At 40.3% G+C, this 26,222-nt stretch carries 19 protein-coding genes and 2 pseudogenes; all 21 read left to right on the forward strand.

Annotated elements, in window-relative coordinates:
- Window positions 1–173: 173 nt before the first annotated feature.
- The 21 genes and pseudogenes from PBAT_RS11820 to PBAT_RS11915 all read left to right on the forward strand — a co-directional run bounded on the left by PBAT_RS11820 (window position 174) and on the right by PBAT_RS11915 (window position 26,216).
- Complete coding sequence (locus tag PBAT_RS11820) at window positions 174–1,724, forward strand: ATP-binding protein (RefSeq protein ID WP_068649773.1); 1,551 nt, start codon at window positions 174–176, stop codon at window positions 1,722–1,724.
- A gap of 17 nt (window positions 1,725–1,741) precedes the next feature.
- Window positions 1,742–2,359, forward strand: a complete 618-nt coding sequence (locus PBAT_RS11825) for an alpha/beta hydrolase (RefSeq protein ID WP_068649775.1) — start codon at window positions 1,742–1,744, stop codon at window positions 2,357–2,359.
- Window positions 2,360–2,899: 540 nt separating this feature from the next.
- Window positions 2,900–3,574 carry a VOC family protein gene (locus PBAT_RS11830; RefSeq protein ID WP_068649777.1) on the forward strand — a complete coding sequence of 225 codons (675 nt, stop codon included), beginning with the start codon at window positions 2,900–2,902 and terminating at the stop codon, window positions 3,572–3,574.
- A 161-nt stretch (window positions 3,575–3,735) separates the two neighbouring features.
- Window positions 3,736–4,755 carry a LacI family DNA-binding transcriptional regulator gene (locus PBAT_RS11835; RefSeq protein ID WP_068649779.1) on the forward strand — a complete coding sequence of 340 codons (1,020 nt, stop codon included), beginning with the start codon at window positions 3,736–3,738 and terminating at the stop codon, window positions 4,753–4,755.
- A gap of 86 nt (window positions 4,756–4,841) precedes the next feature.
- Window positions 4,842–6,182, forward strand: a complete 1,341-nt coding sequence (locus PBAT_RS11840; RefSeq protein WP_068649781.1) for a glycoside hydrolase family 30 protein — start codon at window positions 4,842–4,844, stop codon at window positions 6,180–6,182.
- 12 nt (window positions 6,183–6,194) lie between these two features.
- Window positions 6,195–9,416, forward strand: coding sequence for a cellobiose phosphorylase (locus PBAT_RS11845; protein ID WP_068649783.1), 3,222 nt, complete (start codon window positions 6,195–6,197; stop codon window positions 9,414–9,416).
- A gap of 250 nt (window positions 9,417–9,666) precedes the next feature.
- The gene (locus tag PBAT_RS11850; protein ID WP_068649785.1) at window positions 9,667–10,065 is read left to right on the forward strand and encodes an Rrf2 family transcriptional regulator; all 399 of its coding nucleotides are present in this window, start codon (window positions 9,667–9,669) and stop codon (window positions 10,063–10,065) included.
- A 17-nt stretch (window positions 10,066–10,082) separates the two neighbouring features.
- A pseudogene (locus PBAT_RS24775) lies at window positions 10,083–10,187 on the forward strand (Lrp/AsnC family transcriptional regulator); the annotation flags it as partial.
- A gap of 370 nt (window positions 10,188–10,557) precedes the next feature.
- A complete protein-coding gene (locus tag PBAT_RS11855) occupies window positions 10,558–10,938 on the forward strand; it encodes an ABC transporter permease subunit (RefSeq protein WP_068649787.1) in 381 nt (126 codons plus the stop codon).
- A 135-nt stretch (window positions 10,939–11,073) separates the two neighbouring features.
- Window positions 11,074–12,750, forward strand: a complete 1,677-nt coding sequence (locus PBAT_RS11860; protein WP_068649789.1) for a glycoside hydrolase family 13 protein — start codon at window positions 11,074–11,076, stop codon at window positions 12,748–12,750.
- The gene (locus PBAT_RS11865) at window positions 12,719–13,012 is read left to right on the forward strand and encodes a hypothetical protein (RefSeq protein WP_169810112.1); all 294 of its coding nucleotides are present in this window, start codon (window positions 12,719–12,721) and stop codon (window positions 13,010–13,012) included. The genes PBAT_RS11860 and PBAT_RS11865 overlap by 32 nt, the downstream gene beginning before the upstream one ends.
- A 215-nt stretch (window positions 13,013–13,227) precedes the next feature.
- On the forward strand, window positions 13,228–14,199 hold the full coding sequence (locus PBAT_RS11870; RefSeq protein ID WP_068650320.1) for an ABC transporter permease: 972 nt from the start codon (window positions 13,228–13,230) through the stop codon (window positions 14,197–14,199).
- Between the two features lie 19 nt (window positions 14,200–14,218).
- On the forward strand, window positions 14,219–15,109 hold the full coding sequence (locus PBAT_RS11875; protein ID WP_068649793.1) for a carbohydrate ABC transporter permease: 891 nt from the start codon (window positions 14,219–14,221) through the stop codon (window positions 15,107–15,109).
- Window positions 15,110–15,207: 98 nt separating this feature from the next.
- Entirely contained in the window at window positions 15,208–16,875 is a 1,668-nt protein-coding gene (locus tag PBAT_RS11880; protein ID WP_068649795.1) for a type 2 periplasmic-binding domain-containing protein, read from the forward strand.
- Window positions 16,876–16,954: 79 nt separating this feature from the next.
- Window positions 16,955–18,871 (forward strand): cache domain-containing sensor histidine kinase, encoded by a 1,917-nt coding sequence (locus tag PBAT_RS11885; protein WP_068649797.1) that lies wholly within the window; start codon window positions 16,955–16,957, stop codon window positions 18,869–18,871.
- A complete protein-coding gene (locus PBAT_RS11890) occupies window positions 18,840–20,432 on the forward strand; it encodes a response regulator (protein ID WP_068649799.1) in 1,593 nt (530 codons plus the stop codon). Before PBAT_RS11885 ends, PBAT_RS11890 begins: the two co-directional genes overlap by 32 nt.
- A 287-nt stretch (window positions 20,433–20,719) precedes the next feature.
- Window positions 20,720–21,381 (forward strand): annotated as a pseudogene (locus PBAT_RS11895) (hypothetical protein).
- Window positions 21,382–21,697: 316 nt separating this feature from the next.
- Window positions 21,698–22,495 carry a sulfite exporter TauE/SafE family protein gene (locus tag PBAT_RS11900; protein ID WP_068649802.1) on the forward strand — a complete coding sequence of 266 codons (798 nt, stop codon included), beginning with the start codon at window positions 21,698–21,700 and terminating at the stop codon, window positions 22,493–22,495.
- Window positions 22,496–22,538: 43 nt separating this feature from the next.
- Window positions 22,539–22,856, forward strand: a complete 318-nt coding sequence (locus tag PBAT_RS11905) for a rhodanese-like domain-containing protein (RefSeq protein ID WP_068649804.1) — start codon at window positions 22,539–22,541, stop codon at window positions 22,854–22,856.
- Complete coding sequence (locus PBAT_RS11910; RefSeq protein WP_068649806.1) at window positions 22,853–23,224, forward strand: rhodanese-like domain-containing protein; 372 nt, start codon at window positions 22,853–22,855, stop codon at window positions 23,222–23,224. The genes PBAT_RS11905 and PBAT_RS11910 overlap by 4 nt, the downstream gene beginning before the upstream one ends.
- 223 nt (window positions 23,225–23,447) lie before the next feature.
- Window positions 23,448–26,216 (forward strand): TerB N-terminal domain-containing protein, encoded by a 2,769-nt coding sequence (locus PBAT_RS11915; protein ID WP_068649808.1) that lies wholly within the window; start codon window positions 23,448–23,450, stop codon window positions 26,214–26,216.
- Window positions 26,217–26,222 lie beyond the last annotated feature (6 nt).

Consider the following 26,222-nt stretch of genomic DNA (forward strand, 5'->3'; position numbering starts at 1 on the left):
TGGTAATTAGTATAACTCTAATGAGTGGTATTTGTTAGTTTTATGAAATACAAGGAGAAATTTCGCTATTTATAGTGGAATTTTGTATTGTAAATACTAGTAATATAGGAGACAATTGTATTTGAATAATATTGTTAAAGACGATACCAACCGTCAACGAGGTGTGATTCCATTTGACCATTAATATGATCAAGCTCCTATATGTACCCTTAATCTGTGTTCTTATTAGTATATCTTCTGTATTACTGGGTAAGTCGCCGAATGTTATAGTCACAGTGATAACAGCTGTACTGCTAATTCTAAGTGTCATGTTGGATCGCAAATATACTTGGCTTAAATATATTCAATTTATTCTGTTAGGAGCATTCCATTATTCTAGTCATTTAAATTGGTGCATTTTATTGTATTTCATAACGACTATCAACGTGATAGAGCATAAGGTAAGACATCGAGATACCACGCTAGTTGCACTCTTGTTCATCCTCCAATACACACTCATAAGGCTTTCCTATGTTCCCATTACGACCTACAATATGTTAGTTTCTATTTACGATGTGATCACATCATTAGTCACTGTTCTATTCTTTCATGTCATCTTACGTAGTGAATCCGAGAAGAGGCGATTGGTGAAGAAGAACGAATATCTTATCAACTATGACACTCTTACAGGGTTTAATAATTACTCTGGGTATATCAAAACAGTCCAACATCATATTGAACTTAACAAAGAATTTCAATTTGTGCTGTTTGATATTAGCCATGTTGCAGCTAAAAATTTTGAAGAAATCCTAGTAAGTTTCTCTCGTACGCTGAAAGAGTATTTCCCGAATCACCTCGGTGCATGCCGATATGCTGGAGATAACTTTGGAATCATGTTATCGGCTAGAGAGAATTTTGACGTTCTAAAGATATGCGAGAAATCCGGAATTAAGGTGACGAGTAGCATCACGCGCTTCCCAGAGGAAGGAAGTAACTTCCAAGATTTATTCCAAATAGGCGAAGAAAGAATTCTTGAAATGAAGCAAGGGAATCGCCATAAACGGGAAGAAGATCAGCTACGTTCAGAAAAAATGCAGATGGTTGGGCAATTAGCAGCTGGTATGGCACACGAAATCCGTAATCCGTTAACATCCATTCAAGGATTTATCCAGCTATCTAAGAAATCGGGGTATAATATTGAGCCATGGTATGACGTTATTATGAGCGAAATCACAAGGGTTGGTGAACTAACAGTAGAGTTCTTGCAATTCTCCAAGCCTCATGAAAGTCAGATGAAGGTTGAAGTGCTGGCTAAATGCATGGCAAAAGTGTATTCATTGTGTGAATCAGAGGTTACATCATACGGTCATATCCTCGAAATGGAGTCTTCAGACGAAGGTATTATGTTATTAATGGATCGGGACAAGATTACACAAGTGTTAATCAATCTGATTCGTAACGCCTTTCAGGCTATGGAACAAGCTGGTCATATCCAATTCATACTGAGCAGAGAAGGGGAGATGGCCGTAATTCAAGTCCGTGATAACGGAAAGGGCATCCCACAAAGCGAAATCAACAAGATATTTGACCCTTTTTATACAACTAAGGAAGAAGGAACGGGCTTAGGGCTATCCTTATGCAGTAAAATTATTGAAGATCATGATGGTTTCATTTCAGTAGAAAGTGAAGTGGGTTCGGGAACAGTGTTTACTGTGAAATTACCGATGTATCCGGCTAATAATTGATCCGTGGAGGTTACGTTATGATGAATTCATACATACTACGTCCGTCCTTTTGGGGTAGAGAAGTCAAACATAGATACATTCACAACGATTCTGCATCATTAGTTGTTATTTTTCCTGGAAAGAATTATTCCTGTGAGTTACCTCTCCTTTATTATGCGAGCCAAAGTGCTATTGAGCATAACCACGATATATTACTACTAGAATACGGCTACCAAAGTGCAAGAGTGGAATTGGAATTTGAAGCATTGAGTGTCCTTGTTGATGAGTGTACACAAGCAATTATCCAGATCATGGCAAGCTATGATAACCTGATTTTTGTTAGTAAAAGTCTAGGGACGATTGTGGCGGGGCAAGTGGCTGAAGCGATAGACAATAAAGGAATTAGACATGTTTATTTAACACCATTGGATGAAACAGTTCCATATATTCAGCATGCTAGGGGTATTGTTGTTTACGGAACGCAAGATCGATTATTTAGCAAGCAGAGTATCCAAGCTATAGAAGGACTTAATAACATAGAAGTTCACGCTATTGAAGAGGGAACACATGCCTTAGAAGTGGGCACGGTTAGAGGTTCGTTAATTATAATGAATGCAATCGTGGACATATATGATTCTTTTTTTCAGAGTGAATGATAGCGAGAGTAAATATTAAGGGAGATCACGATGAAGAAATATACCCAGGTGCAGTAAAAAATAGCTACAACATAAAACCTAAGGGAGATATTAATCTACCATAGGTTTTTTATGACTTTATTTTGTCGAAGCCCATTCTTCTGCACGAGAAAGTGCATGATTCGGTTCTCACAAATGCAAGGATATAACGAGATTGTATATATTGGAGGAGCCGAAATATGGTTGTATACACTTAACTATTTATATGTAGTACCAATAGGTGGTACTGTTGTAATGGTGTAGCAACATTTCAACATCTATCTCGTCTTAAATGGCAGGGGGTGTTGAATATACGAAGTATACTTCTGCCCAGTTGACAGCAATTGTAATGATCGTTAGTGTGCTGGCCGGGATCCTGTACGTTCTATGGCATCTGTAGCGTGCAAGGAAGTAGACTCTTTTCCAAGACTAATGATGCAATTTCAAGTAGGATATTAAGAAGCTTGTATTCCTAGTGAATACAAGCTTCCGCAAATGATTAACCATGAAGGAGTAGTGACAATGAAAATTGAAGAGATTAGATTATATGCTGAACGTTTAGATGCCTTGAAAGAATTCTATTCCGTCCATCTAGAATTTCCAATCATCGATTCTTCGAATACATCGATTACCTTTTCAGTAGGATCATCTCGGCTTACATTTGTACAAAGTGATTGTGTAGCTACTCCCTTTTACCATTTTGCTTTTAACATCGTAGAGACTAAGAACGAATTGGCAATCGAATGGTTAAAGAGCAAAGGAATTAACATTAATCAAGTCGATGACCATGATGAAAGTTATTTTGAATCTTGGAATTGTCATTCTATTTATTTCTATGATCCTGCAGGCAATATCGTAGAATTCATTGCAAGACATAATCAAGAACATGAATCAGATTCGGAATTTAGTACGAAAGATATTATAAATATAAGTGAGATCGGCCTCCCATCGGAAGATGTCATAGAGCTCTCAACATATATTCAAGAAGAGTATAATGAGCAAATTTATCTTTCAGGAAGTCCTACATTTACACCCATAGGTGATGAAGAAGGTTTAGTGATATTATCTTCTCTTCAACGTATTTGGTTAGGATCTAATAAGGAATCTGAGATATTCCCTGTAGAGATTGTGATTAATAAAGGGGAATCGGGAACGAAGCAATTATTACAATATCCATACAAAGTAACAACAATATAACGATCAAATCGCGAAGTCATCACAAAAGGTATAGTTACAATATGAACGCTACACATAAGCAATGTAACCGCTTTTTTATTATTGACGTCTGTTCTATAAAAGATTAGAATGCAATGTAAGAACGTGCCATAGGCTATATGCAACAGGAGTGAATTCTAAGTATGACCACGATTTATGATATCGCTAAGAAGACAGGGTATTCACCTACCACAGTCTCGAAAGTATTCAATAACTACACAGATGTAAAGGATCAGACGCGTCAGACGATTTTGCAAGCAGCCAAAGAACTCGGTTATTGGCCTAATGCTCATGCACGAACGCTGACAACGAAGAAGTCTTGGACCATTGGTGTGTTATTTGTTGAATCCTCTGGCATTGGTATGCAGCACCCTTTCTTTAGTGCAGTTATCGAAAGCTTCAAGCAAGTGGCAGTAGCTAAGGGATACGCACTTATGTTTATTTCTAAAGATGTAGGTGGTAAGCAGAGCGGGTATCTGGAGAATTGCAAAATTCGTGGTGTCGACGGGGTAGTCGTCATTCTATCCGATTATGAAGATCCTTATTTCAAAGAACTTCTGGATAGTGACATACCGTGCGTCGTCTTGGACTATGAAACATCGCAAGCTCATACCTTGTACTCAGACAACTTTGAAGGAAGTCTTCTAGCTGTGGAGTATTTATATTCACTTGGACACCGCAAGATCGCTCATATTTCTGGAGGAATAAATACATTCGCTGGCTCTAAGCGCGTGCAGGGATATGAATTAGCAATGACCCGTCTGAATCTAGAGACAAAAGAGTCTTATATCGTCGACAGCGCATATTATTCCATTGAGAGCGGATATGCCGCAATGATGCAGATCTTAGATCTGCAAGAACGTCCAACTGCTGTGTTTGTAGCGGGTGACCATTTAGCACTTGGCGCTATGAGAGCCGCTAGGGAACGAGGACTTCGTATTCCTAACGACCTATCTATTGTAGGATTTGATAATATTGAGCTATCTCAATATATTACACCTGCTTTAACAACCATTGCACAAGATACAGCGCTTATGGGGAGTAAAGCCGCAGATATATTGATTCAGTCTATTGATGATCCTTCACAGGTTCTGGAATCAGTGGTGTTACCTGTAAGGCTGATCGTTAGGGATTCATGTAGCAGTGTGACCAACACAACATAAGAACCAACACAATGAGCAGTAATTTCTTTTTTTTATCTTATTTCGAAACCGGTTTCGAACTATATTAAATAAGGAGTTGTTCACAAATGAAACAAGTGAAAATGATCGTCACAGCTAAGGATTCAGGAGAACGTTTAAGCGATAAGGGGAGTCTGTCTTTTCTAACTCGGGATGCGGGAGTTGTGGCAGATATTGAACTTGATCCAAATACAACGTATCAAAGTATCTTTGGATTTGGCGGCGCATTCACAGAAGCTGCTGCATATACCTTGTCTCGTGTAAGCGATGAGAAACGAGCTGAGGTCATTCGTAGTTATTTCGATCCTACCGAAGGATTGGGCTATAACATAGGGAGAGTACATATTCATAGCTGTGATTTCGCCCTTGGTAACTATACGTATGTGGAAGATAACGATACAGCATTAGCGACCTTTGATATAGCGCATGATCATAAGTGGGTGTTACCGCTAATTCAGGATGCGATGAAGGTAAAAGGTGGCGAGTTCACCATGCTAGCTTCGCCTTGGAGTCCTCCGGCTTGGATGAAGACAAATGGGGAAATGAATAATGGGGGCCAATTGAAACCGGAATACGCAGCAGTATGGGCACGTTATTACACTAAATTTATTGAAGCTTATGGCAAGGAAGGCGTTCCAATCTGGGGGATTACGGTACAGAATGAGCCAGCTGCCGTGCAAGTATGGGATTCTTGTATTTACAGTGCCGAAGAGGAACGTGATTTCATTAAAGATCATTTGGGTCCAATCATGCACCAAGAGGGTCATGAAGATGTGAAAATCTTAATCTGGGATCATAATCGTGACATCATCGTAGAAAGAGCATCCGTTGTTCTATCTGATCCAGAAGCAGCTAAGTACGTGTGGGGTACAGGAGTACACTGGTACGTAAGTGAAGAATTTGAGAAGGTGGGTCAGGTGCATGATTTGTTCCCTGATAAGCATCTACTATTCACAGAGGGATGCCAAGAAGGTGGCGTGAAGTTAGGTGAATGGTTCACAGGTGAGAGATACGGTAGAAATATGATTGGTGATTTGAATAACTGGATCGAGGGTTACTTGGATTGGAATATCGTACTGGACGAGACAGGTGGACCTAACCATGTAGGTAACTTATGCGATGCCCCAATCATAGCGGATACGTTGACGGACACTATCCATTACAATAGCTCTTATTATTACATTGGACATTTCAGTAAGTATATTGCTCAAGGTGCTGTACGTATTGGACAGAACTCCAAAGTAGATATCTTGCTCTCTACAGCGTTCTTAAATCCTGACGGTACGATAGTAGTGGTTGTCCAGAATGAGACGGATGAGGTACAAAAAGCAACGATCGGTCTAGGAGAAAGCATGTTGGTAGCTGAGTTACAACCGCATTCCATTGCAACTTACATTATGTCTAAATAGGAGTGGATCGATATGTCTAAATACTATTATGAGAACAATATGTTTGTAATTGAGCAATTCGACCAAGCTAAACCATTCTCAAGCTTCCTACCAGGTATGGCAGGATTGAAGGGCATTCCGATGTGGACGTTCTACGTCAATCGTGGTCAAGGGGTATGTAGCTTCGGGATTCGGGATAAGAATTCAGCGATCATGGAATTCTCACCTGCTAGTATTACTTACAAGAACGTTGCAGCTAATGGATTTCGGACGTTTGTCAAAATCCAAGGACAAGACAACATATACGAGCCGTTTCAAACAGCTCGTCCTGATACACAAGCTTCTCGCGTGATGAGAATTTCTCCGAATGGACTCACCATCGAAGAGACGCATGCAGCACATAGTCTTAAGACAGTCGTAAATTACTTCAATTTACCTAATGATGATTATGCCGGGTTAGTACGTCAGGTAGAAATTATTAATATTAGTGATAAATCTATTTCATTAGAACTGCTAGATGGAATGCCAGAAATTCTTCCATACGGTGTGGAGAACGGTGGGTTCAAAGAGATTGGTAATCTACTACGCAGTTGGATGGAAGTCTACAATCTAGAGAATGGCATACCGTTCTATCATGTGCGTTCCAGTACGGCAGATGAGGCGCAAGTTAGCGAAGTTACGAGTGGACATTTCTACTTATCCTTTACAGGAGAAGGGGAGAGAATCGCACCGATTGTAGACTTTGAAGTTGTATTTGGTGGAAATACATCCTTGATGTACCCGGATAACTTCGCCACTGCTTCGCTAGCGGAGCTTAATCAACAGCCACAATATCCGTTCAATAAGGTGCCATGTGGTTTCAGCGGGGTAGCGAAGAGCATTACACCAGGCGAGAGTCTAACTGTGAACACCATTATCGGTCATGTGAATGATATTGAGAAGATCAATGCCAAGGCAGATCGTTTATGCACGGCGGAATACATTACTCGTAAGCGGAAAGAGGCGGATAGCTTAGTTGAAGATTTGACGTCAGATATTGCGACGCATACGTCTTCTGAACTATTTGATGCCTACGCTAAGCAGTCTTATATGGATAATTTCCTTCGTGGAGGCTATCCGTTTATATTTGATAATGAGGGAGAAGGCTTTGTTGTCCATCTCTACTCACGCAAGCATGGCGACTTAGAGCGGGATTACAATTTCTTCTCATTGGCCCCGGAATATTACTCTCAAGGTAACGGTAACTTCCGGGATATGAATCAGAACCGCCGTAACGATGTGTTCTTTAACCCGAAGGTAGGTACTTTTAACATCAAAATGTTCTTCAGTCTGATGCAAGCAGACGGATATAATCCGCTTAGCGTTCAGGGATGTAGCTTTAACGTCGTGTTGGAGAATAGAAACAAGCTTAAGGAATTGCTCAGTAGCTCAATTGCAGATCATCATGAGGAATTAAGCGTGTTGTGTACTGGGAAATTCACGCCAGGGAAAGTTATTAATTACTTAGCTGATTATGCTGTACAACTTCATGTCAGTGAAGAACGTTTGCTAAGTGGCATACTGGCTCTTTCGCAGCAGAATATCGAAGCCGGTTTCGGTGAAGGATTCTGGTCAGACCATTGGACTTACAATATGGACTTAGTAGACGGCTACCTCGACATATTCCCGGATAAGAAGGAAGAGCTTCTCTTCGCAGATGAGACATATGCTTTTTACGATAGTGCTGCTTATGTTCAACCTCGATCTAAGAAATATGTTGTGCTTCATGACGAAGTTCGGCAGTATGATGCACTGATCGAGGATGATGATAAGTTAGAGCGTCTTGGACGGAGAATAAATGATACGAATTGGTTACAAATAGAGGGGGGCAAGGGCAAGATTTATCAGACCAATCTGTTTGTCAAAATCGTATCGTTAGCCTTAAATAAATTCGCTACGTTAGATCCGTATGGTATGGGTGTGGAAATGGAAGCTAACAAGCCAGGATGGAATGATGCGATGAACGGACTCCCGGGGTTGTTTGGCTCAGGTATGAGTGAGACATTTGAATTGAAGCGTATGGTGATTTTCTTGTTAGCAAGTGCGAAGGAATTCGGTGAGAAGTCTGTCCGCTTACCAGAAGAAATGGCTGGTTTGTTCCATGAGGTTCATCGTGCGGTCATACTCTATCAACAAAATAAGCTAGATTCATTCGCATATTGGGATATTGTAGCTTTCGCTCGGGAAGATTATCGTGATCGGGTTCGGTATGGAATTACTGGAGTAGAGCACGAAGTATCCTTGAACGTGATCGAAGAAGTATTCTCCGCATTTTTAGTTAAGCTAGATGAAGGCATTGCGAAGGCTATAGAACTAGGTGATGGCATTACGCCTACGTATTTCCGGTTTGAAGCCACGGCGTTTGAGAGAATAGTAGACGAGAATGGACAACCAGATTTGAATAGTGGCGGGCTTCCTAGAGCTAGAGTACTGCATTTTGAAGCGTCCGCATTACCGCATTTCCTTGAAGGCCCTACACGTTGGATGAAGACGTTGAATGATCCACAACAGGCCCAAGAACTCTATGACCGTATTAAGAAGACAGAGTTGTATGATAAGACGACCCAAATGTATCAAACGTCCGTTAGTCTCGACTCCGAAGGTCATGAAATTGGACGTATGCGTGCTTTTACACCAGGTTGGTTAGAACGAGAATCCAATTTCCTTCATATGACGTATAAATATTTGTTAGGACTATTGAAAGCGGGTCTTTATGAACAGTATTTCGAGGAATTAAAGACATCGCTAGTGCCTTTCCTTGATCCGGCTGTGTATGGACGCAGTACGCTAGAGAATTCCTCATTTATTGCTACGGGTGGGAATCCAGATCCTGCGGTACATGGAAGAGGGTTCGTAGCTAGATTGAGTGGATCTACAGCAGAATTCCTAAGTATGTGGAGGATGATGATGGCAGGTTCGAAGGTCTTCACTGTGAGTAATGGAGAATTAACCCTTACCCTTACTCCAGCATTACCAAGTTGGTTATTTGATGAGTCAGGAAAGGTATCCTTTACGTTCCTAGGAAGCACACAAGTGAGATATTACAATGCTCGTCGAGCAGATACATTTGGTAAGAATGCTGCCAAAATATCTAGGATGAAAGTGCTTAAACGTGATGGTAGTACTGTCGAATACGATGGGGCTGTCATAAGAGGCGTAGAGGCGTTAGCCGTACGTGATGGTGAAGCAGCATCCATAGAAATCTTTATGGATTAGCACGAGTAATCAGCAGATATAACTGAGATGTCGGATGACTATGATATGTCCTGGTAGCGTAAATTTTTTTGTACATGTAAGGCAAAGCCGTGATAAGCGGCTTTTTTTCCCATAATACGAACGTGCAGACAAGATGAAGTAAAAAAGACTAGTAGTTTGTTAGACATTTTTCAATGTGAAGGGGGAACTTGACACATGAGTGATTCTAAGGATATTGTAGATACAATAAGTCTGTAATTGAGGTGGAGCTATGAAATTTACAAAAGCAACGAATTATGCACTACACACCATGCTCATGCTCGTTGCCGCTTCTCCGGTTAAACCGATAGGCGTTCAGCAGTTGGCTGAAACCCAAGGTGTATCGCCAACCTATCTTTCCAAGATTTTAACAAGGCTCGTGAAAGCAGGAATGATCGAATCGGTATCAGGAGCTAACGGAGGTTATCGTTTATTCCGCAATAAAGAGGATATAACGTTTTTGGATATTATCCACGCCATAGAGGGCACCACTTCTTTATTTGAATGTAATTTTGTCCACGGAGACGAATGCTCGATTCAAGCTGTCATGAAGGAAGCAGAGGAGAAAATGGAGCTGCATCTCAGGAATACGAAGTTAATGGACTTAGCCCCAATGCAAACGAAAGTTTAATAAGAACCACTGTATGTTGTTATCTTCTTGAGTGTAGATTCCCATCCACTGAACGATTGGATCAATTCTTAATAGACCTAAACGAGCATGCCAATTATAAATTATCAATTGTTATTAATTAATAGTGAATGGGTATATTGCGATTATAAGAGAAAAGGCTGCCAGGTGGCAGCCTTTTCTCTTATTAATAGACAGTAATGTTGAAGTGGTCTCGCTACTATTTATTTCTCCATAGGAAATCTAAGCGTTACCGTGAATGATAGCATTTTCAATCAAAGGTTGAAGCATTAAGTTTGGCATATGATAGATGAGAATCGATTCATTAATGAACGAGCTGAATAGAAATTTTGATCAATGACATTGACCAACTGTTCGTACATTTCAAACGTACTGGTATACGTATGATTAATGTTTGAAAGAGCTTGACATGTTGACTCCATTTGGTCGCTAATCTTACCAGGGACTGTGCCTATAGTAAATGTCATTTTGCTTATGAATGCATTTCGTGCGGCACCGAAGCCATTGGAGGAAGCTGCAACGATAGACGGAGCTTCACAGTGGACGATATTGCTTCGTATTTATCTTCCAGAGGTTATGCTGTTTACAATCGTTGGGCATTGGAATGACTATTTCGGAGCTTTGGTGTATATTAATCAAGCTGCCAATTATCCTTTGCAAACCTATATCCAGCAGCTTAGCGTAGAAGTTCAGAATATAACAGATCCTGCTATATTGATGGAATTGGCCAAAATTTCTGATAAAATATTCAATGCAGCTAAGATAGTCGTGTCCACATTGCCATTACTTTTGATTTATCCTTTTATGCAGAAGTATTTCATATCAGGGATCGTAGTTGGATCTGTTAAGGAATAAGCTATTGATGAAAGAATAGAACATATTTAAAGTGCCGCTATGAAAGTTCATAGCGGCCTCGTATTTAAATTCAGTCATTGATATACATTGAATTTAGGCAGATATTAATCGCAGATGAGAGAGGTTTGAAAGACAATGAAAAAGACAAAAAAGACATGGTGGAAAGAAGCAATAGGTTATCAAGTGTATCCAAGAAGTTTTATGGATTCTAATGGAGACGGAATCGGCGATATACAAGGTATGATATCGAAGCTGGATTATATTAAGGATCTAGGAATTGATGTTATTTGGATTTGTCCGATGTATAAATCCCCGAATGATGATAATGGATATGATATTAGTGATTATCAAGACATCATGGATGAGTTCGGAACGATGGAAGATTTCGATACTTTACTATCGGAAGTTCATAAAAGAGAAATGAAGTTAATTATTGACCTTGTTATCAATCATACGAGTGATGAACATCCATGGTTTGTTGAATCACGCTCTTCGAAGGATAATCCAAAGCGGGACTGGTATATCTGGAAAGATGGCAAGCAAGGTGGGGAACCTAACAATTGGGAGAGCATTTTCAGTGGTTCAGCATGGAAACATGATGAAGTGACCGATCAATATTATCTTCATATTTTCTCTGAGAAACAGCCTGATCTGAACTGGAGTAATCAAGAGGTTAGACAATCGATTTACCAAATGATTAATTGGTGGTTAGATAAAGGAATTGACGGCTTCCGCGTAGATGCTATCAGCCATATTCATAAAGAAGAGGGCTTGCAGGATATGCTTAATCCAGAAGGTCTGAAATACGTTGCCTCCTTTGATAAACATATGAACGTGAAGGGAATACAACAATATTTACATGAATTGAAAGAGGAGACATTCTCTAAATACAATATTATGACGGTTGGGGAAGCCAATGGCGTGAGTACAGATGATCCTGAAGATTTGGTCGAATGGATCTGTGAGGAGAAAGGCAAATTTAATATGGTATTCCAATTCGAGCACATGGGGTTATGGGACCATACAGGCGAAGGCAGAAATCTTGATGTTGTAGGTTTGAAGAGAACATTAACGAAGTGGCAGAAATCGCTTGAGGGCATTGGTTGGAATGCATTGTTTATTGAGAATCATGACCAAGCTAGAAGAGTCTCTGTGTGGGGAAATGACGATAAGTATTGGTATGAAAGTGCAACGGCTCTTGCAGCCATGTATTTCTTTATGCAAGGAACTCCATTTATCTATCAAGGTCAAGAACTTGGGATGACGAACGTCCAGTTCCAGACGATTGAGGAATATGATGATGTTGCTGATCGGAATATGTACCTGTTGAAGAGAGAAGCAGGCGTTCCTCACGAAGAAATTATGAAGATCATTTGGGCCTCAAGCCGAGATAATTCAAGAACCCCTATGCAGTGGAATTCGGAAGACAATGCAGGCTTCACAACAGGCAAGCCTTGGATGGGTGTCAATCCTAACTATCGACACATTAATGTTCAAGATCAGCTTCAAGATGAAGGTTCCGTTCTGAATTTCTATAAAACAATGATCAAGATGAAGAAAGAAACTGATATTTTCACATATGGTATCTATGATCTTCTGTTACCGGAACATCCAACCGTATTTGCTTATACCCGTACATTAGACGATGAACAGGTGCTGGTCATCACGAACTTGTCTAATAATACCGTAGAACTGAATGAGAAAGATTGTAATCTAGCACATGCGAAGTTAATTCTCGCTAACCATGCAGATTGTGATAATAGCTTATCCTTGCGTCCTTATGAAGCAAGAGTATATCAAATACAATCATAGAATTGTGATATGGGAGGTTAATACGAATGAATATCAGATGAATACATCCATCTTGGATGACATGAAAATATTCGTACCCATCGAAGCTATTCACGCGGTCTCTTTCACGAATAAAGATGCTAATCATAATGTAGTTAAGGAGACCTGTGTATCCAAATCTACATTACGTGCCCAGCAAGATAAGCGGAATAACGAGTTGTTAAAGGATGTTGCTTTCGCAACGCCATTAAGTTTAGACCATCATGCAGTTATTAAGTTATAAAATAGAAGAATCAAATAAAGACGACTTTTCATTCAGCTCTGAATGGAAAGTCGTCTTTATTTGTATTGTTATCTATCTTCACCCGAAAAATGAGACCCTAAATACGAAATCTGAAGCCTTATGTCTGTGAGAAAAAGGACGTACTATAAAGATAATAAATGTAAGTGCTTTCAACATAGAGAAAAAGAATCAACATGGAGGTCGAAGTCATGGAAATGAAACCTACTATAAACAGAGAAATCGCTTCAAAAGGAAGGCTAGTAAACTCGCCCTCATCTAGGCGTAAATGGTTGAGGAAATTATACACCCAAAGGCATCTTCAGACCATGGCGTTACTTGGAGTCGTATGGATGATTATATTCAACTACATTCCAATGTATGGTGTGATCATTGCCTTTAAAGAATTCGATATCATAGGTACGATATCCGAGGCACCTTGGGTCGGGTTAGAGCATTTCAGAGCGTTTCTGGAAGATGAGAATCTAGTGAATGTCATCAAGAATACGCTAGGAATTAGTTTCATTAAGTTAATTGTAGGATTCCCATTACCTATTATTTTCGCTCTATTTCTGAATGAAATACGATCCGTTCGTTTCAAGAAATTTGTACAGACCATTTCTTACCTACCACACTTTCTCTCATGGGTTGTATTGGGAGGAATTCTAGCGACTTGGTTAGCAGACGTTGGAATTATTAATAACATATTACTCATGTTACATATTATCGATCAACCGATTACGTATTTGGCTGAACCTAGCTATTTCTGGACCATTATTATTAGCTCCGATATATGGAAGGAGTTAGGATGGTCTGCGATCATCTATCTGGCTGCGATTTCGAGTGTGTCTCCTGAAATGTATGAAGCAGCGACGATTGATGGTGCGGGACGTTTTCAGAAAATGTGGTATATTACACTACCGTCAATTAAATCTACAATTAGTATTCTATTCATACTGGCCGTCAGTGGTGTGCTTAACTCAAATTTCGATCAGATTCTAGTCTTACGTAACTCGCTTAATGACAGTGCAAGTAATGTTATTGATTACTATGTATATCAAACTGGATTAATCTCGGCTCGGTATTCGTATTCTGCTGCTATTGGATTGATTAAGTCAGTCATAGCAATGATTTTACTACTTGTTGCGAATGGAATAACTAAAAAACTCAACGATACGTCATTGTTTTAGATAAGGAGGCTCATACACTATGTTTACTCTTCAACGCAGAACGAAAGGTGAGACCCTTTTTGATCTAATCAACACGATCGGTATGGTTCTTATCTGTTTCGTCACTTTATATCCAATATGGTATGTCTTAGTAAATGCTTTCAACAATGGTTCGGACGCCATGCGAGGTGGAATCTACTGGTGGCCGAGAATGTTCAGTCTGGAAAATTTCATAGCAGTATTCGAAAGCCCGGGGATTATGACCGCGATGGGAGTTACGGTAGCTAAGACAGCGATCGGAACTGTGGTGCATGTATTTTTTACGGCGATGGTCGCATATGCCTTTTCAAGAAAGGGACTTATTGGTGGGAAAATATATATTCTAATTGGTACAGTTACGCTATTCTTCGCAGGCTCATTAATCCCATACTTCTTACTGATTAGAAATATTCATTTACTAGATAATTTCCTTGTATATATCATTCCTGCCATGTTCAGTTTCTTCGATCTTATCATCTTTATGACGTTCTTTCGTGAAATTCCAGAAGAACTGGAGGAAGCGGCTAGAATTGATGGAGCGAATGATTGGACCATCTTTATGAGAGTGGTTCTTCCTGTATCGATGCCTGTTCTTGCGACGATTGCATTATTCCATGGTGTATTTCAGTGGAACGATTATTTCACAGGCATGATTTTTATTAACAATACAGATCTTCAGCCTATTCAGACTTATTTATATCGCGTTGTCGCACAATCGAGTTCTAGTCAAATGGTCGCTGCGGTACAAGGAAGTTCTGGAGCGAAGACAGTAACATCCCAATCGATCAAACTCGCGACCATGGTCGTCACTACACTTCCTATTGTGTTCGTATATCCTTTCTTACAAAAGTACTTTGTTAAAGGTATGATGATTGGTTCGATCAAAGGGTAATCCATAATTTCTAGATATTCCTCCTCGCCACCCATTGGTGGTAAGGGTTGTAATATGAAGTGTGATATACTAACGATCATCGAAAAGGGGTAAAGAAAATGAACATGAAGTATTTGAAGCGTAGCTTACTAATGACTGCAGCATTGGTCGTAGTAGTCTCTACAACTGCCTGTTCCTCCGGTACTAATAACGAGAAGAACAAAGCTGCTAACAAAGTAGAAGACAAGCCAGCTGTGACGTTAACTGCAGATCAACCAGGTTGGAAAGAAGACATTTCTCCAATTACATTTGATTGGTATCTAAACTTCTCTTGGTTTGCGAACAAGTGGGGTGTAGACCCAACGTCGCAATACATTACGAAAAAGACAGGCGTAGATATTAACTTTATCGTTCCTGCAGGTAATGAAAATGAGAAGTTGAATACATTAATCGCATCTGGGAATCTTCCCGATTTCATCACACTGGATAAAGGTGAAGGTGCCATCCAAAAAATGATTGACGGTGAATTGGTACTTCCGTTGAATAAACTAGCTGATGAGTATGATCCATACTTCTTTACATCATCAGATGCAGCTAAATTATCATGGTATACAAAGCCTGATGGTAATGTTTATGCGTATCCAAACGCATCTTCTTCTCCGAAAGATTATGAAAAATATGGGGATACGTACATCTCAAACCAAACATTCCTCGTACGTAAAGACATGTATGAAGCTCTTGGTAGTCCAGAAATGAGAACACCAGAAGGATTTCTGAAAGCGCTACAATTGGCGAAAGATAAATTTGGCACGGTAAACGGACAACCATTAATTCCGCTTGGATTACATGAATTTACTGAAAATGGCAACGCTTCGCTGGAATGGTTTATCCAGAATTTGCTAGCCATTCCAAAAGCTAAGGATGGCCAAATATATGATCGCTCTACGGATCCTGAATATGTGAAATGGCTTAAAACAATACGTCAAGCGAATCAAGAAGGACTACTATCTAAAGACGTCTTTATTGACAAACGTCCGCAAATGGAAGAGAAACTTGCTCAAGGTCGTTATTTCGCATTGATCTATCAAGGTAAAGATATGGAGGCACAATTAAGTTCACTGTATGCGAAAGATCCAAATTCGGTCTATATCGCTGTTGATGGACCAGCTAACTCTAATTTAGATACACCAACATTGGACGGTCCTGGTATTTCAGGTTGGACAGTAACCTTGATTTCTAAGAATGTAAAAGACAAAGCGCGTGCTATTCGTTTCATGAGTTATTTGAACAGTGAAGAAGGAAATAAGGACTTATTCTTAGGTGAAAAAGGGTTCAGTTATGATACAATTGATGGGGTAGATCAGTATAAACCTGAGCAATTAGCACTGCTAAATTCAGACCGGTCTGCATTTGATAAACAGAATGGGTCATCCTTCACATTCTGGATGCTGATGAATACGAACATCACAGATCAATGGGCACCGAAAGCCGTAGAACCCTTCAAATCCATACAAGATTGGACAAGAGGGAAGACGGTGAGTGCATCCGAGTTCGAGTTATTGAATCCGACAGGGAATTCTCCAGAAGGTATCATTAATACGAAGCTTGCACTGCAGTTTGGTAAAACACTTCCTAAGCTACTGATGTCCAGTTCCGATGCTGAGTTCGATACCATTTGGAATGAGTATCAAGAAAAACGTAAAAAAGATGGATTGGATAAAGTGACTGCATTCCAACAAGCGCAATATGAGCAGAATCTGAAGAAACTACAAGAATTCATGAAATAATCATATAGATCTTAGAGCCCCGAACCCGTAATTGAGGGGGTTCGGGGCTGTTTCAAGGAGAATAGGAGTGCTTTAGGAAATGAAGTGGACACCGAAGTATTTACAATCATTGATATATTGGTGGGATCGTAGATCGTTACAGAGTCGCCTCATGTCAGCGTATATCTTAATTATTTTGGTGCCTAGTCTATTTGTCTCTATCCGTTCATTCAATTCGATCAATGAAACCTATATTAAAGATACGATAAGTAAGAATAATAATTTACTTGAAATGGAGAAATTACAGATTCTGAATCAGATCGAATCGATGGAGCGGTCTGCTCAAATTGTTGATTCTGATAAAGATGTGAGAAATTATTTAACGAGTCAGATGGAACTCGAATTAGGTGAACTTGTTGAATTTAATATGAATACATTTGTTAATTTGAATCGAATCCAGTTTACTAATCCTAATATAGAGCACTTACGGTTATTCTCGTCTAGTAAGTATTTCCATGAAATTTGGCCTATCTTTTTTCGGGAGGATAGGATTAAGCAGGAACCATGGTATAAGGAGACAGTTGGACTCGGAAATCAATTAAAGTGGTACTTGCAAGACTATGACCTCGATGTGATGGAGGGTTCAAAACCAGAAAACAATCCTAAAGTCTCCTTACTTCGGGAGATCAGTGTCCCTACCGGTGTACATTCGGGCATTATTCAAGTGGATATGTTGTTATCTAAATTCTCACCGAGGACATTCTCGAAAATGCAGGATGATCAATCACAATTGTTTCTATTAGATGATGAATTGAAGCTGTTCACAAGACAGAATGATTCCTTCCTTGAAGATAATGAAGAAATGAATCAGGCGATTCAGGAGCGTTTTGTATCTCTCCAGCAAGGGGAAGTATGGGACACAGAGTACCGTGAGAACGGTAATTCATTCTTGTTCATCCAAGTTCCCCTTGAAAGTATGAACGCATATTTGCTAAATGTGGTCTCTATGGAGGGTGTATCGAAGGAGATTTCCGTTATCCGTAACAAGACAATTGGAACCAATGTGTTGTTTATCGTGTTATTCACGGTGATCGCATATATACTTAATTCTTTTATTCTGAAGAATTTAGTGAGACTTACTGAAGCGATGAAGAAAGCTCGTAGAGGTGAACTCTACACAGGAATTACGATTCGTGGTGGTGGAGAGATTGCGGAGTTAGCGCACCATTTCAATAAACTGATGTATAAGATCAACGAACTGGTTGCTGTGGCTGTTCGAAAGCAGGCATTGACCAAGGAAGCAGAACTACGAACGTTACATAATCAGATTGACTCTCACTTTCTCTATAATACGTTAGAGAATATTAAAATGTTGGCAGAAATAGATAACAATCGCACGATATCTGATGCGCTGACATCTCTTGGTGGGATGATGCGTTATAATTTCAAATGGTCGGGAGAGTATGTCAAATTAAAGGATGAGATTAGACATATTCAGAATTATATCGATGTCATGAACATTCGGTTTGAAGAACCCATTTCACTAGACTTAGATATTTCATCTCAATATATGGAGCTAGAGGTATTGAAAATGTCTCTTCAGCCTCTCATAGAGAACAGTGTCAAGCATGGGTGGTCAGATTCAATAAATGAAGGCGTAGACAAGAAAATCCGTATCGTAGTAGAGGACGTGGAGGATGATATCTGTATATCCATTACGGACAATGGCGATGGGATGAGTCAGGATCAACTGCTAGAACTAAATAAAGGAATACAAGAAGATAGATTTGATGATAAGAATATACTGGATCGAGACAAACAAGACCATATAAGAGCAGGAGCGGGTATCGGATTACACAATGTACATCAGAGAATGCGGATCTTTTATGGCAAGGACTATGGTTTGGTTATTACAAGTGTGGAAGGCGTGTATACGAAGGTACTAATAACTTTACCTAGAGTTCTGTTGACAGGAGGTAGTACTGATGAATCGAACGCTATTGATCGTAGACGATGAGAAGAATATTCGAGTTGGATTGAAGACGATGATTGAGCGAGAGTTCTCAGATAGGTATTGTATTCATATGGCGAGTAATGGACAGAGCGCATTGGATATTTACCGGGAGACACGTGCTGATATTGTGATCACGGATATACGGATGCCTATTATGGACGGCATTCGCCTTATAACCGAATTAGCCAACGTGAGCAGTGGGGAAGGACCAGCAGTTGTCATTCTAAGTGGATTTGATGATTTCGAATATGCCAAGACGGCCATCAAATATAAAGTGAAAGATTACTTATTAAAGCCAATTCGTCGGGAAGAATTGTTTGATCTTCTGAATCGTATGGAGAAGGACTTAACCAAACAAGAAGCAATCGATCGACAACGGGAAGAAGAGATTGAACTTTTCCATAAGGGGATTCGTGCTAGTCGTATCCAGCAATTGTTGTTGCAAGAGAGTCCATTGTCTGAAGAAGACGTGGAGGAATATAGTCGTACGATTAGATTTCAACAGTTCGAGAAGCCATATACAGTAGCTGTTGTGAATTTTCGATATGACGATGGATCTAGAATGTCCCCAAGTGAGACGGAGAGCTTGGTAGAACGGCTGTCGCATTCCTTGGAAGGGAATATTGAAGTCATGACTTCGGATTACGAAGGAAGACTCGTGCTTATCGGGAGCCCTAGAAGTTGGTTTGAAGAGTTATCGAAACAGGCGGAACTCAAAGGCTGGCATGGTCTGCGTATGGGAATCAGCAGCATTGAGGGCCATCAGTTAATGGATATTAGAACGCAATATATGGAAGCTATAACAGCATTGAAATATACTTTTTTGTATCCGCAGACCTATGCCATTGAATATGATGCGATCAAGGGGGAACGCCAAAGCTACGCTTATCCTCAGGAAGATATTCGTAAATTGGGGAACATGCTCGGGACAGATCATGAGAAAGAGATGCTCGTTCTGTTAGGTTCCATATTTCAGATCGAACATTTGAATCAGATGGACATCTCATATTTGGAGCGGGTCAGTCGATTGGTAAATGAGCAAGTACTCGATGAGGTGTTCCTTGTATACGGAGAGTCTTCCGTTGAAGTGCTTAAGTTATACAAGAAGGTGGGCAATATGTCTAACTTTCAGAGCTTTCATGATTACTATCGTAAGTTGGAACATCTACTGATCAGCGTGAATGCCTATGTTACACAGGTTCGATCAGCGTATACGGAACATGGAGATATGAAAGAAGCGGTAGCTTTTATAGAAGAGTTCTATTCCCGTGCGTTGAATATGGCGATGGTAAGCAATCATGTATCCTTGAATTACTCCTATTTTAGTGAGGCATTTAAAGCACATACGGGGGAGAATTTCGTTCTATATTTGAAAAAGGTACGGATTCGAAAGGCCAAGGAGTTATTGTTAAGCAGTCCGGTTAAGCTTTCAATGATAGGGGAATCCGTTGGGTTTGAGAATAGTAAGCAATTCTCTCGCGTGTTTAAAGAACTAGAAGGTGTTACTCCTCATGAGTACCGCATAAAGGTTCAAGCTGATGAACGACTCAAGGTGTGTGAATGAATATTTAATACCAAATAATGGGTGAATTAATTATTGTCGCCTAAAAGGAATACCATAACAAAGCTCCTATCCTACTTATCATAGGCTGGGAGCTTTGTTATGGTGATGAATAATTAGCTAGGTTAATAATATACACATTATTACATTAATGCATGGTTAGGGACACATATATAATCTAACATAATTGACCTAAGAAGAAGATCACACTATACTCTTAATATACCCATACGGGTATAAGTATTATTGAATACTAACATGTGTTTTGGATATTAATGATAGCCAAATAACTGGCAAGAATCATCGTGAACAAAGAACAATTATTCATTCTCGATGTTCGCAATGAGAGTGATCTCATGGACTGGAAAGTAGAAGGCGAGGGTATTGAAGCACTCAATATTCCTTATTTCGACTTGTTGGATGGCGTGAAGGGGGTATGAAGTCTTGGAGTGAACATTTGGAACCTGTTAGAATATGTGATCTCTCGGATGGGGGTTCAATTTATCAGTTCGTATGCATAGGTAAAGGGTGTCTTTCATCCATGATCATATCTAATGGAGAAGCAGCGATTGTTAGCGAAGAAAAGTGGACGCAACCTACTGGTTACCTCCAAAGGATGCAACGGAAGTTGTGTTCCATTATGCTATGCTTGAAGAGGGCCAGACCTTGACAGTTGGGAACACTAAGATTAACATACAACCGGTATACTCTCCGGGACATATGATTGGGAGTACATCATTGATCGTACATGATCGGTATCTATTAACTGGAGATATTTTGTTCATGGAGTCGATTTGTCGTTCGGATTTGGCAGGAAGTAACTAATCATTTACCGCCTCAACCGAATGCTTATCAAGAGATTCAGAAGATCAATATGGGTAAGATTCAACGGATTGATGAAGAACAACGTGAGATGGAAATTGGGCCGGATCGGTGTGCAATTCTTGACTAATCAGGGTAATGAGTAGTGTCGTAGACAATTTTCACTCCAAGGGAATGGTAGGTTTCTTCCTTATAGTGACCTTGTGAGCAAGTTTTTATTAAGTGTAAGTTCGTATTATCGCAGGTAAGTAATTCATTACACGTCGGGCATCGGCTTTCAAACAAGCTTTTTAATTTATTCAGCATAATAATCACCTAATTCATATGAATTTACTTGGTTTTATTATACCTTTACGCCTCCCTAATGTATAGGGATTAATTAGATTATTATTGCGAAGCTCAATGGATGTAACAGTCTATTGGGCTAGCGGTATGAGGGTGGGTCTATGGACATATTTCTTTCTATTATTATGATCATTCTTGGTTTTGTGGGTTCCTTCTTTTCTGGATTGTTGGGTATTGGTGGAGCTATCATTAATTATCCCTTGTTACTATTTATTCCTTCAAGTCTTGGTGTAGCTAACTTTACAGCACAAGAGGTATCCGGAATTAGTATGTTTCAGGTATTCTTTGCATCATTAGCGGGCGTTATAGCTTATAAAGCGAGAAGCAAGAAAAGTGAAGCAGCCTCATTAATCCATAAGGGACTCGTTCTCAATATGGGCGTTAGTATTTTGCTAGGAAGCCTTATCGGAGGATACGTTTCCAGATTTTTAGTTGGAGATGAGATTAACGTTATTTATGGTGTATTAGCGATTATTGCTGTTGTGCTTATGGTTATTCCGAATAAAGGCAAACAACAGGATGATTCGAGTGAAATAAGGTATAACAGAATGATTGCCATTGTAGCGGCATTTCTAACCGGTATTGTCTCGGGTATTGTTGGAGCAGGTGGAGCTTTTATTCTTATTCCGATTATGTTAACTGTGTTAAAAATCCCAACAAGAACGACAATAGCCTCTTCCCTTGCCATTGTATTTATTTCTGCCATAGGCGGTGTACTTGGTAAAATAACAGGAGGACATATTCCGATCATGCCAACGCTGTTTACGGTTATTGGTAGCATATTAGGTGCTCCACTTGGATCGCGGATCAGTGCAAGAATGAATGTGAAATATTTGCGATATGCTTTAATCGTTTTAATATCATTTACGGCCGTTAAAGTATGGATGTCGATTTTATAATGGACATGATATATCAGGAACTTAAATAAAGGAGAGAAATGAAATGGCCTTTAAAATACCGAGAGAAATCACGCCCGAGGCGCTCGCTGCACGTCTGAATAACGGCGAGTCCCTTATGATTATAGACGTAAGAGAACCACAAGAATGGATGGAAGGACATATTGCGGGTGCTACACATATTCAACTTGGACAACTGTTAGAAAGAAAACATGAGTTAGATCCAGCACAGGAAATGTTCATGGTCTGTAGAAGTGGAGGCCGGAGTGGCTTAGCATGTGAGATGTTAAGTGAGAGAGGTTTTAATGTCGTTAATATGACGGGCGGTCTTTTGGATTGGACAGGTGAACTAGTAGGAGTATGATTTACCCCGTCATCCTTGTCGTTGTTATGTGGTATGTATTTAACCGATTTGGAACGAGTAAGAAGGTAAGAAGTCTAAAGGATGCGGATTTCCGCAACGAGATGAAGAATAGTCCAACACCGATGTTGATCGATGTACGTGAACCCCATGAATTTCAAGGTGGGTATATTCCAGGGGCTAAGAATATTCCTCTCTCTCAGTTCGGCCAACGTCTTTCGGAAATTCCAAAGGACCGCCATTTACTCCTCTATTGCAGAAGTGGTATAAGAAGTGGTAAAGCCGGAGGTATTCTTATGAAAAAAGGGTATACCCAACTAACGCATTTACAAGGTGGCATCGGCACTTGGAAAGGGAAGATTTCGAAGTAATATAACACTATAAAAAGAACCCGAATCTGATATTTAGGGTTCTTTTTGCGTATGATGTTACCACTGTGAAACCATCGGTTTTTAGATAAAAAGTGATATAATCTAATCAAGGTATGTATTCGTGAATTTGAACCTCGATGACGTCGAAGGATGTATTTATAGCGTGTGAAGAGAAGTGCATTTTTTTATGCAAAAGACTAGGGAAGGAGGGGGAATTATTTCAATGATTGATAATGGGGAAGATGGAATTATTGTTGATGCTCAGATGTGTGAAGCATATCAAGCGGCTGAGCTTGTACTGGAAGGATATTCAGAAGTGAACAATGGTGTAGGCCAAGCCTACGCTATTCCTGTGTTGACGGTAGGAGCTCATCGCCTCAAGGCAGCTGAAGTCTCGCGGAGTATTAAGCCAGATGGGTCCCTTGTGCCTGTTCTTGATGGTTATATTTCGGTGGATACCCTAAGGCAAGCTGGGGTAGGTCCAATGGGCAGAACCATTCATGGGGCCGTATTGGACAGACCTTATCAACTCCTTCCGGTGGAGATTATTGCTCGTGGAAGTGAGAGGATGCAAGGTGCGTGGAATCGAGTTATCTTTCCTGATCTAGTGTGGCCCCACGGAGGAACATACCCAGTCTACGAACATTTGAAGTTTCTGGCGCAGTGGGGCTTGAATGGGGGTGCTCGGGGTGGAGCATTCAAACATGCAGACCAAATACGGATGTATATGAATGATACAATACATCGTTATCCGGACACGAAGATCCTTGTGGTAGGAAAAAAGATATTATTGGACAAGCTGAGGGAGAGTTGGATTGAGCTGGATGCGATGTGGCTTACTGCTGGTGGGAAAGAGCAGATGTTTCAAGAGATTCTCCCCAGTGGGATTATGATTGCGACACCTAATGTAGCGAAGCAACAACAAGTACAGACAATGTCTTTTGATATCATAATTATGCTTGAACCCGATGACTTAACGAAAAGTAGTACGACTCAAATATATAAGCAATTGAAGAAGATGAAGTCGCGTCTGAAGCTCGCAATCTATGCAGAAGAAGATTATATTTCACAATCTTATGTATCGACTACTCATATGAATTTGTTGAAGATCAATGAATATACGGTTTCTCAATACGTGATCTATAATCCTAAGAACCCGAGAAAAGAATTGCCAAGACCCTATCGGAGGATGGTACGGCCATCCATAATTACGCAATCCGCCTCGCTTCATATGACGGAGATGGAACTTGAAGGAGAGCGTGGTGAGAAGGGGACACCTATTCCCCGTAGAGAAGATAGGGGACAATCTATTCCATCAGGGTTAACGCCATGGCCAGTACCTGAACGACACGCCTCTGTTCATATGGAACAAGCGCAAAATACGCCGATCTTGTCTGAGGTAGTAGGCATTCCGGCATCGGTATCTGGGAGCGAACCGAAATCGCCGTTCGATCTTAAACTGCATTCTGAAATCGATTCTCTATTTCCACTACAGCCGAGATCAGCTAGGGGGCTTGATTCTTCTACTACCTTATTTCCTACCAGGGGAATTGTGGGAGACGCAAGTGAACATCGGTTTACCAAAAGAGCTAGATTGTTAGAGAATACAACGGAGTCATCTGCTGAGTTTGTACCTTTTATGAACTACTGGCCTACCTATGATAGCATGACAGCTTCGCAAACCAGATGGTATTTCTACTGGAGAGGTGAAGTGAGAGGGCAGCGTTATCCGGATACAGATCTTTCTTATCTGTTTCTATATGTGTATGAATTGATCAACGGGATCGGATGGAAGGAACCGCTGCAAGGTTATCACATGATGGTCGATGTGTGGATGGCTTATCGCGAACGTCATAGGAAACTGACGTCGCACTTATTAGAATGGATGACCGACTTCGCTTTGGTACATCAGCTTCCAATTTCTCTTCATGATGCATTCAGATATGCTCCACATGAACTTTCCGGTGATTTGTTAGAGATGGAATTGAAGTATAGTTTCGAGACAGAACCGCTCGATATTCCCTTATCTCTGTTGCTACGATTGTCCGATGTTGATGTATCCAAGAGCAAGTTCTATACCGAGGGCGGGGAACAATCCATGAAGGAATATGTCCCTAAGGTATTTGCGCTAGTGGATGCTTATTTAGCGAAACAACAAGGGTTGCGACTCATTGAGATGTTCTATCCGGGACCGATGCCGGAAAAGGAAAGACCTCTGTTTCAAAGTGCGATGTACGATGAATCTCAACATGGTCGATCGGTTGTGATACAGGTATCCAGGATTAGTGAACATGTACCTCTAAGGGAGTTCGCGACACAATTGATTCGTCTAACGGAGAATAAGCTTCGAGAGAAATTGAATTTCAAGGGAAGACTCCGTGGCATTGAATTAGAATCTGAGATTGAGACACTTGTGTCTCGTTACATGGATCGAATGTTCATGACAACGCCCGTGCAAGAGCGAACCGGACCGGCTGTTGTTATCGATGAAAGGAAACTTGCTCAGCTTCAGCAAGATTCGGAATTCGTTCGTGATATTCTTACTGTGAATCTAGAAGAAGTGGAAGATGCTGAGTTTGTTGTGAATCACGAAGATGAAGGCTCACAAGGGGCTGATGATGGGGATGAAGATACAGCCTTATGTCCAAATTTGTCGCAGCATAACTTACAAGGGATTGAAGAAGCTGAAGTTGACGGTCAGCCTCCTGAATCCTACATAACATGGGATGTCACCGGACTGCCAGAAGAGTGGGTGGAATTCGCGGACGCACTCAGTGCAATTCAACTCGAAGCTATATATGTACTGAAAGAGGGACACGATCTGTCAGGACTACAGAATATTGCCGATGAAGCGGGAACAATGCCAGAACTGTTACTAGATGATATTAACCAAATCGCTATGGATACCCTAGGTGATTTAATGATAGATGGTGAAGAATTGACGGAAGAATATGTGCCAATGTTGGCTCAATTAAAGAAGATAATTTCATGAGAAGAG

Source organism: Paenibacillus antarcticus (genome assembly GCF_001637225.1).
GTDB lineage: Bacteria > Bacillota > Bacilli > Paenibacillales > Paenibacillaceae > Paenibacillus_AQ > Paenibacillus_AQ antarcticus.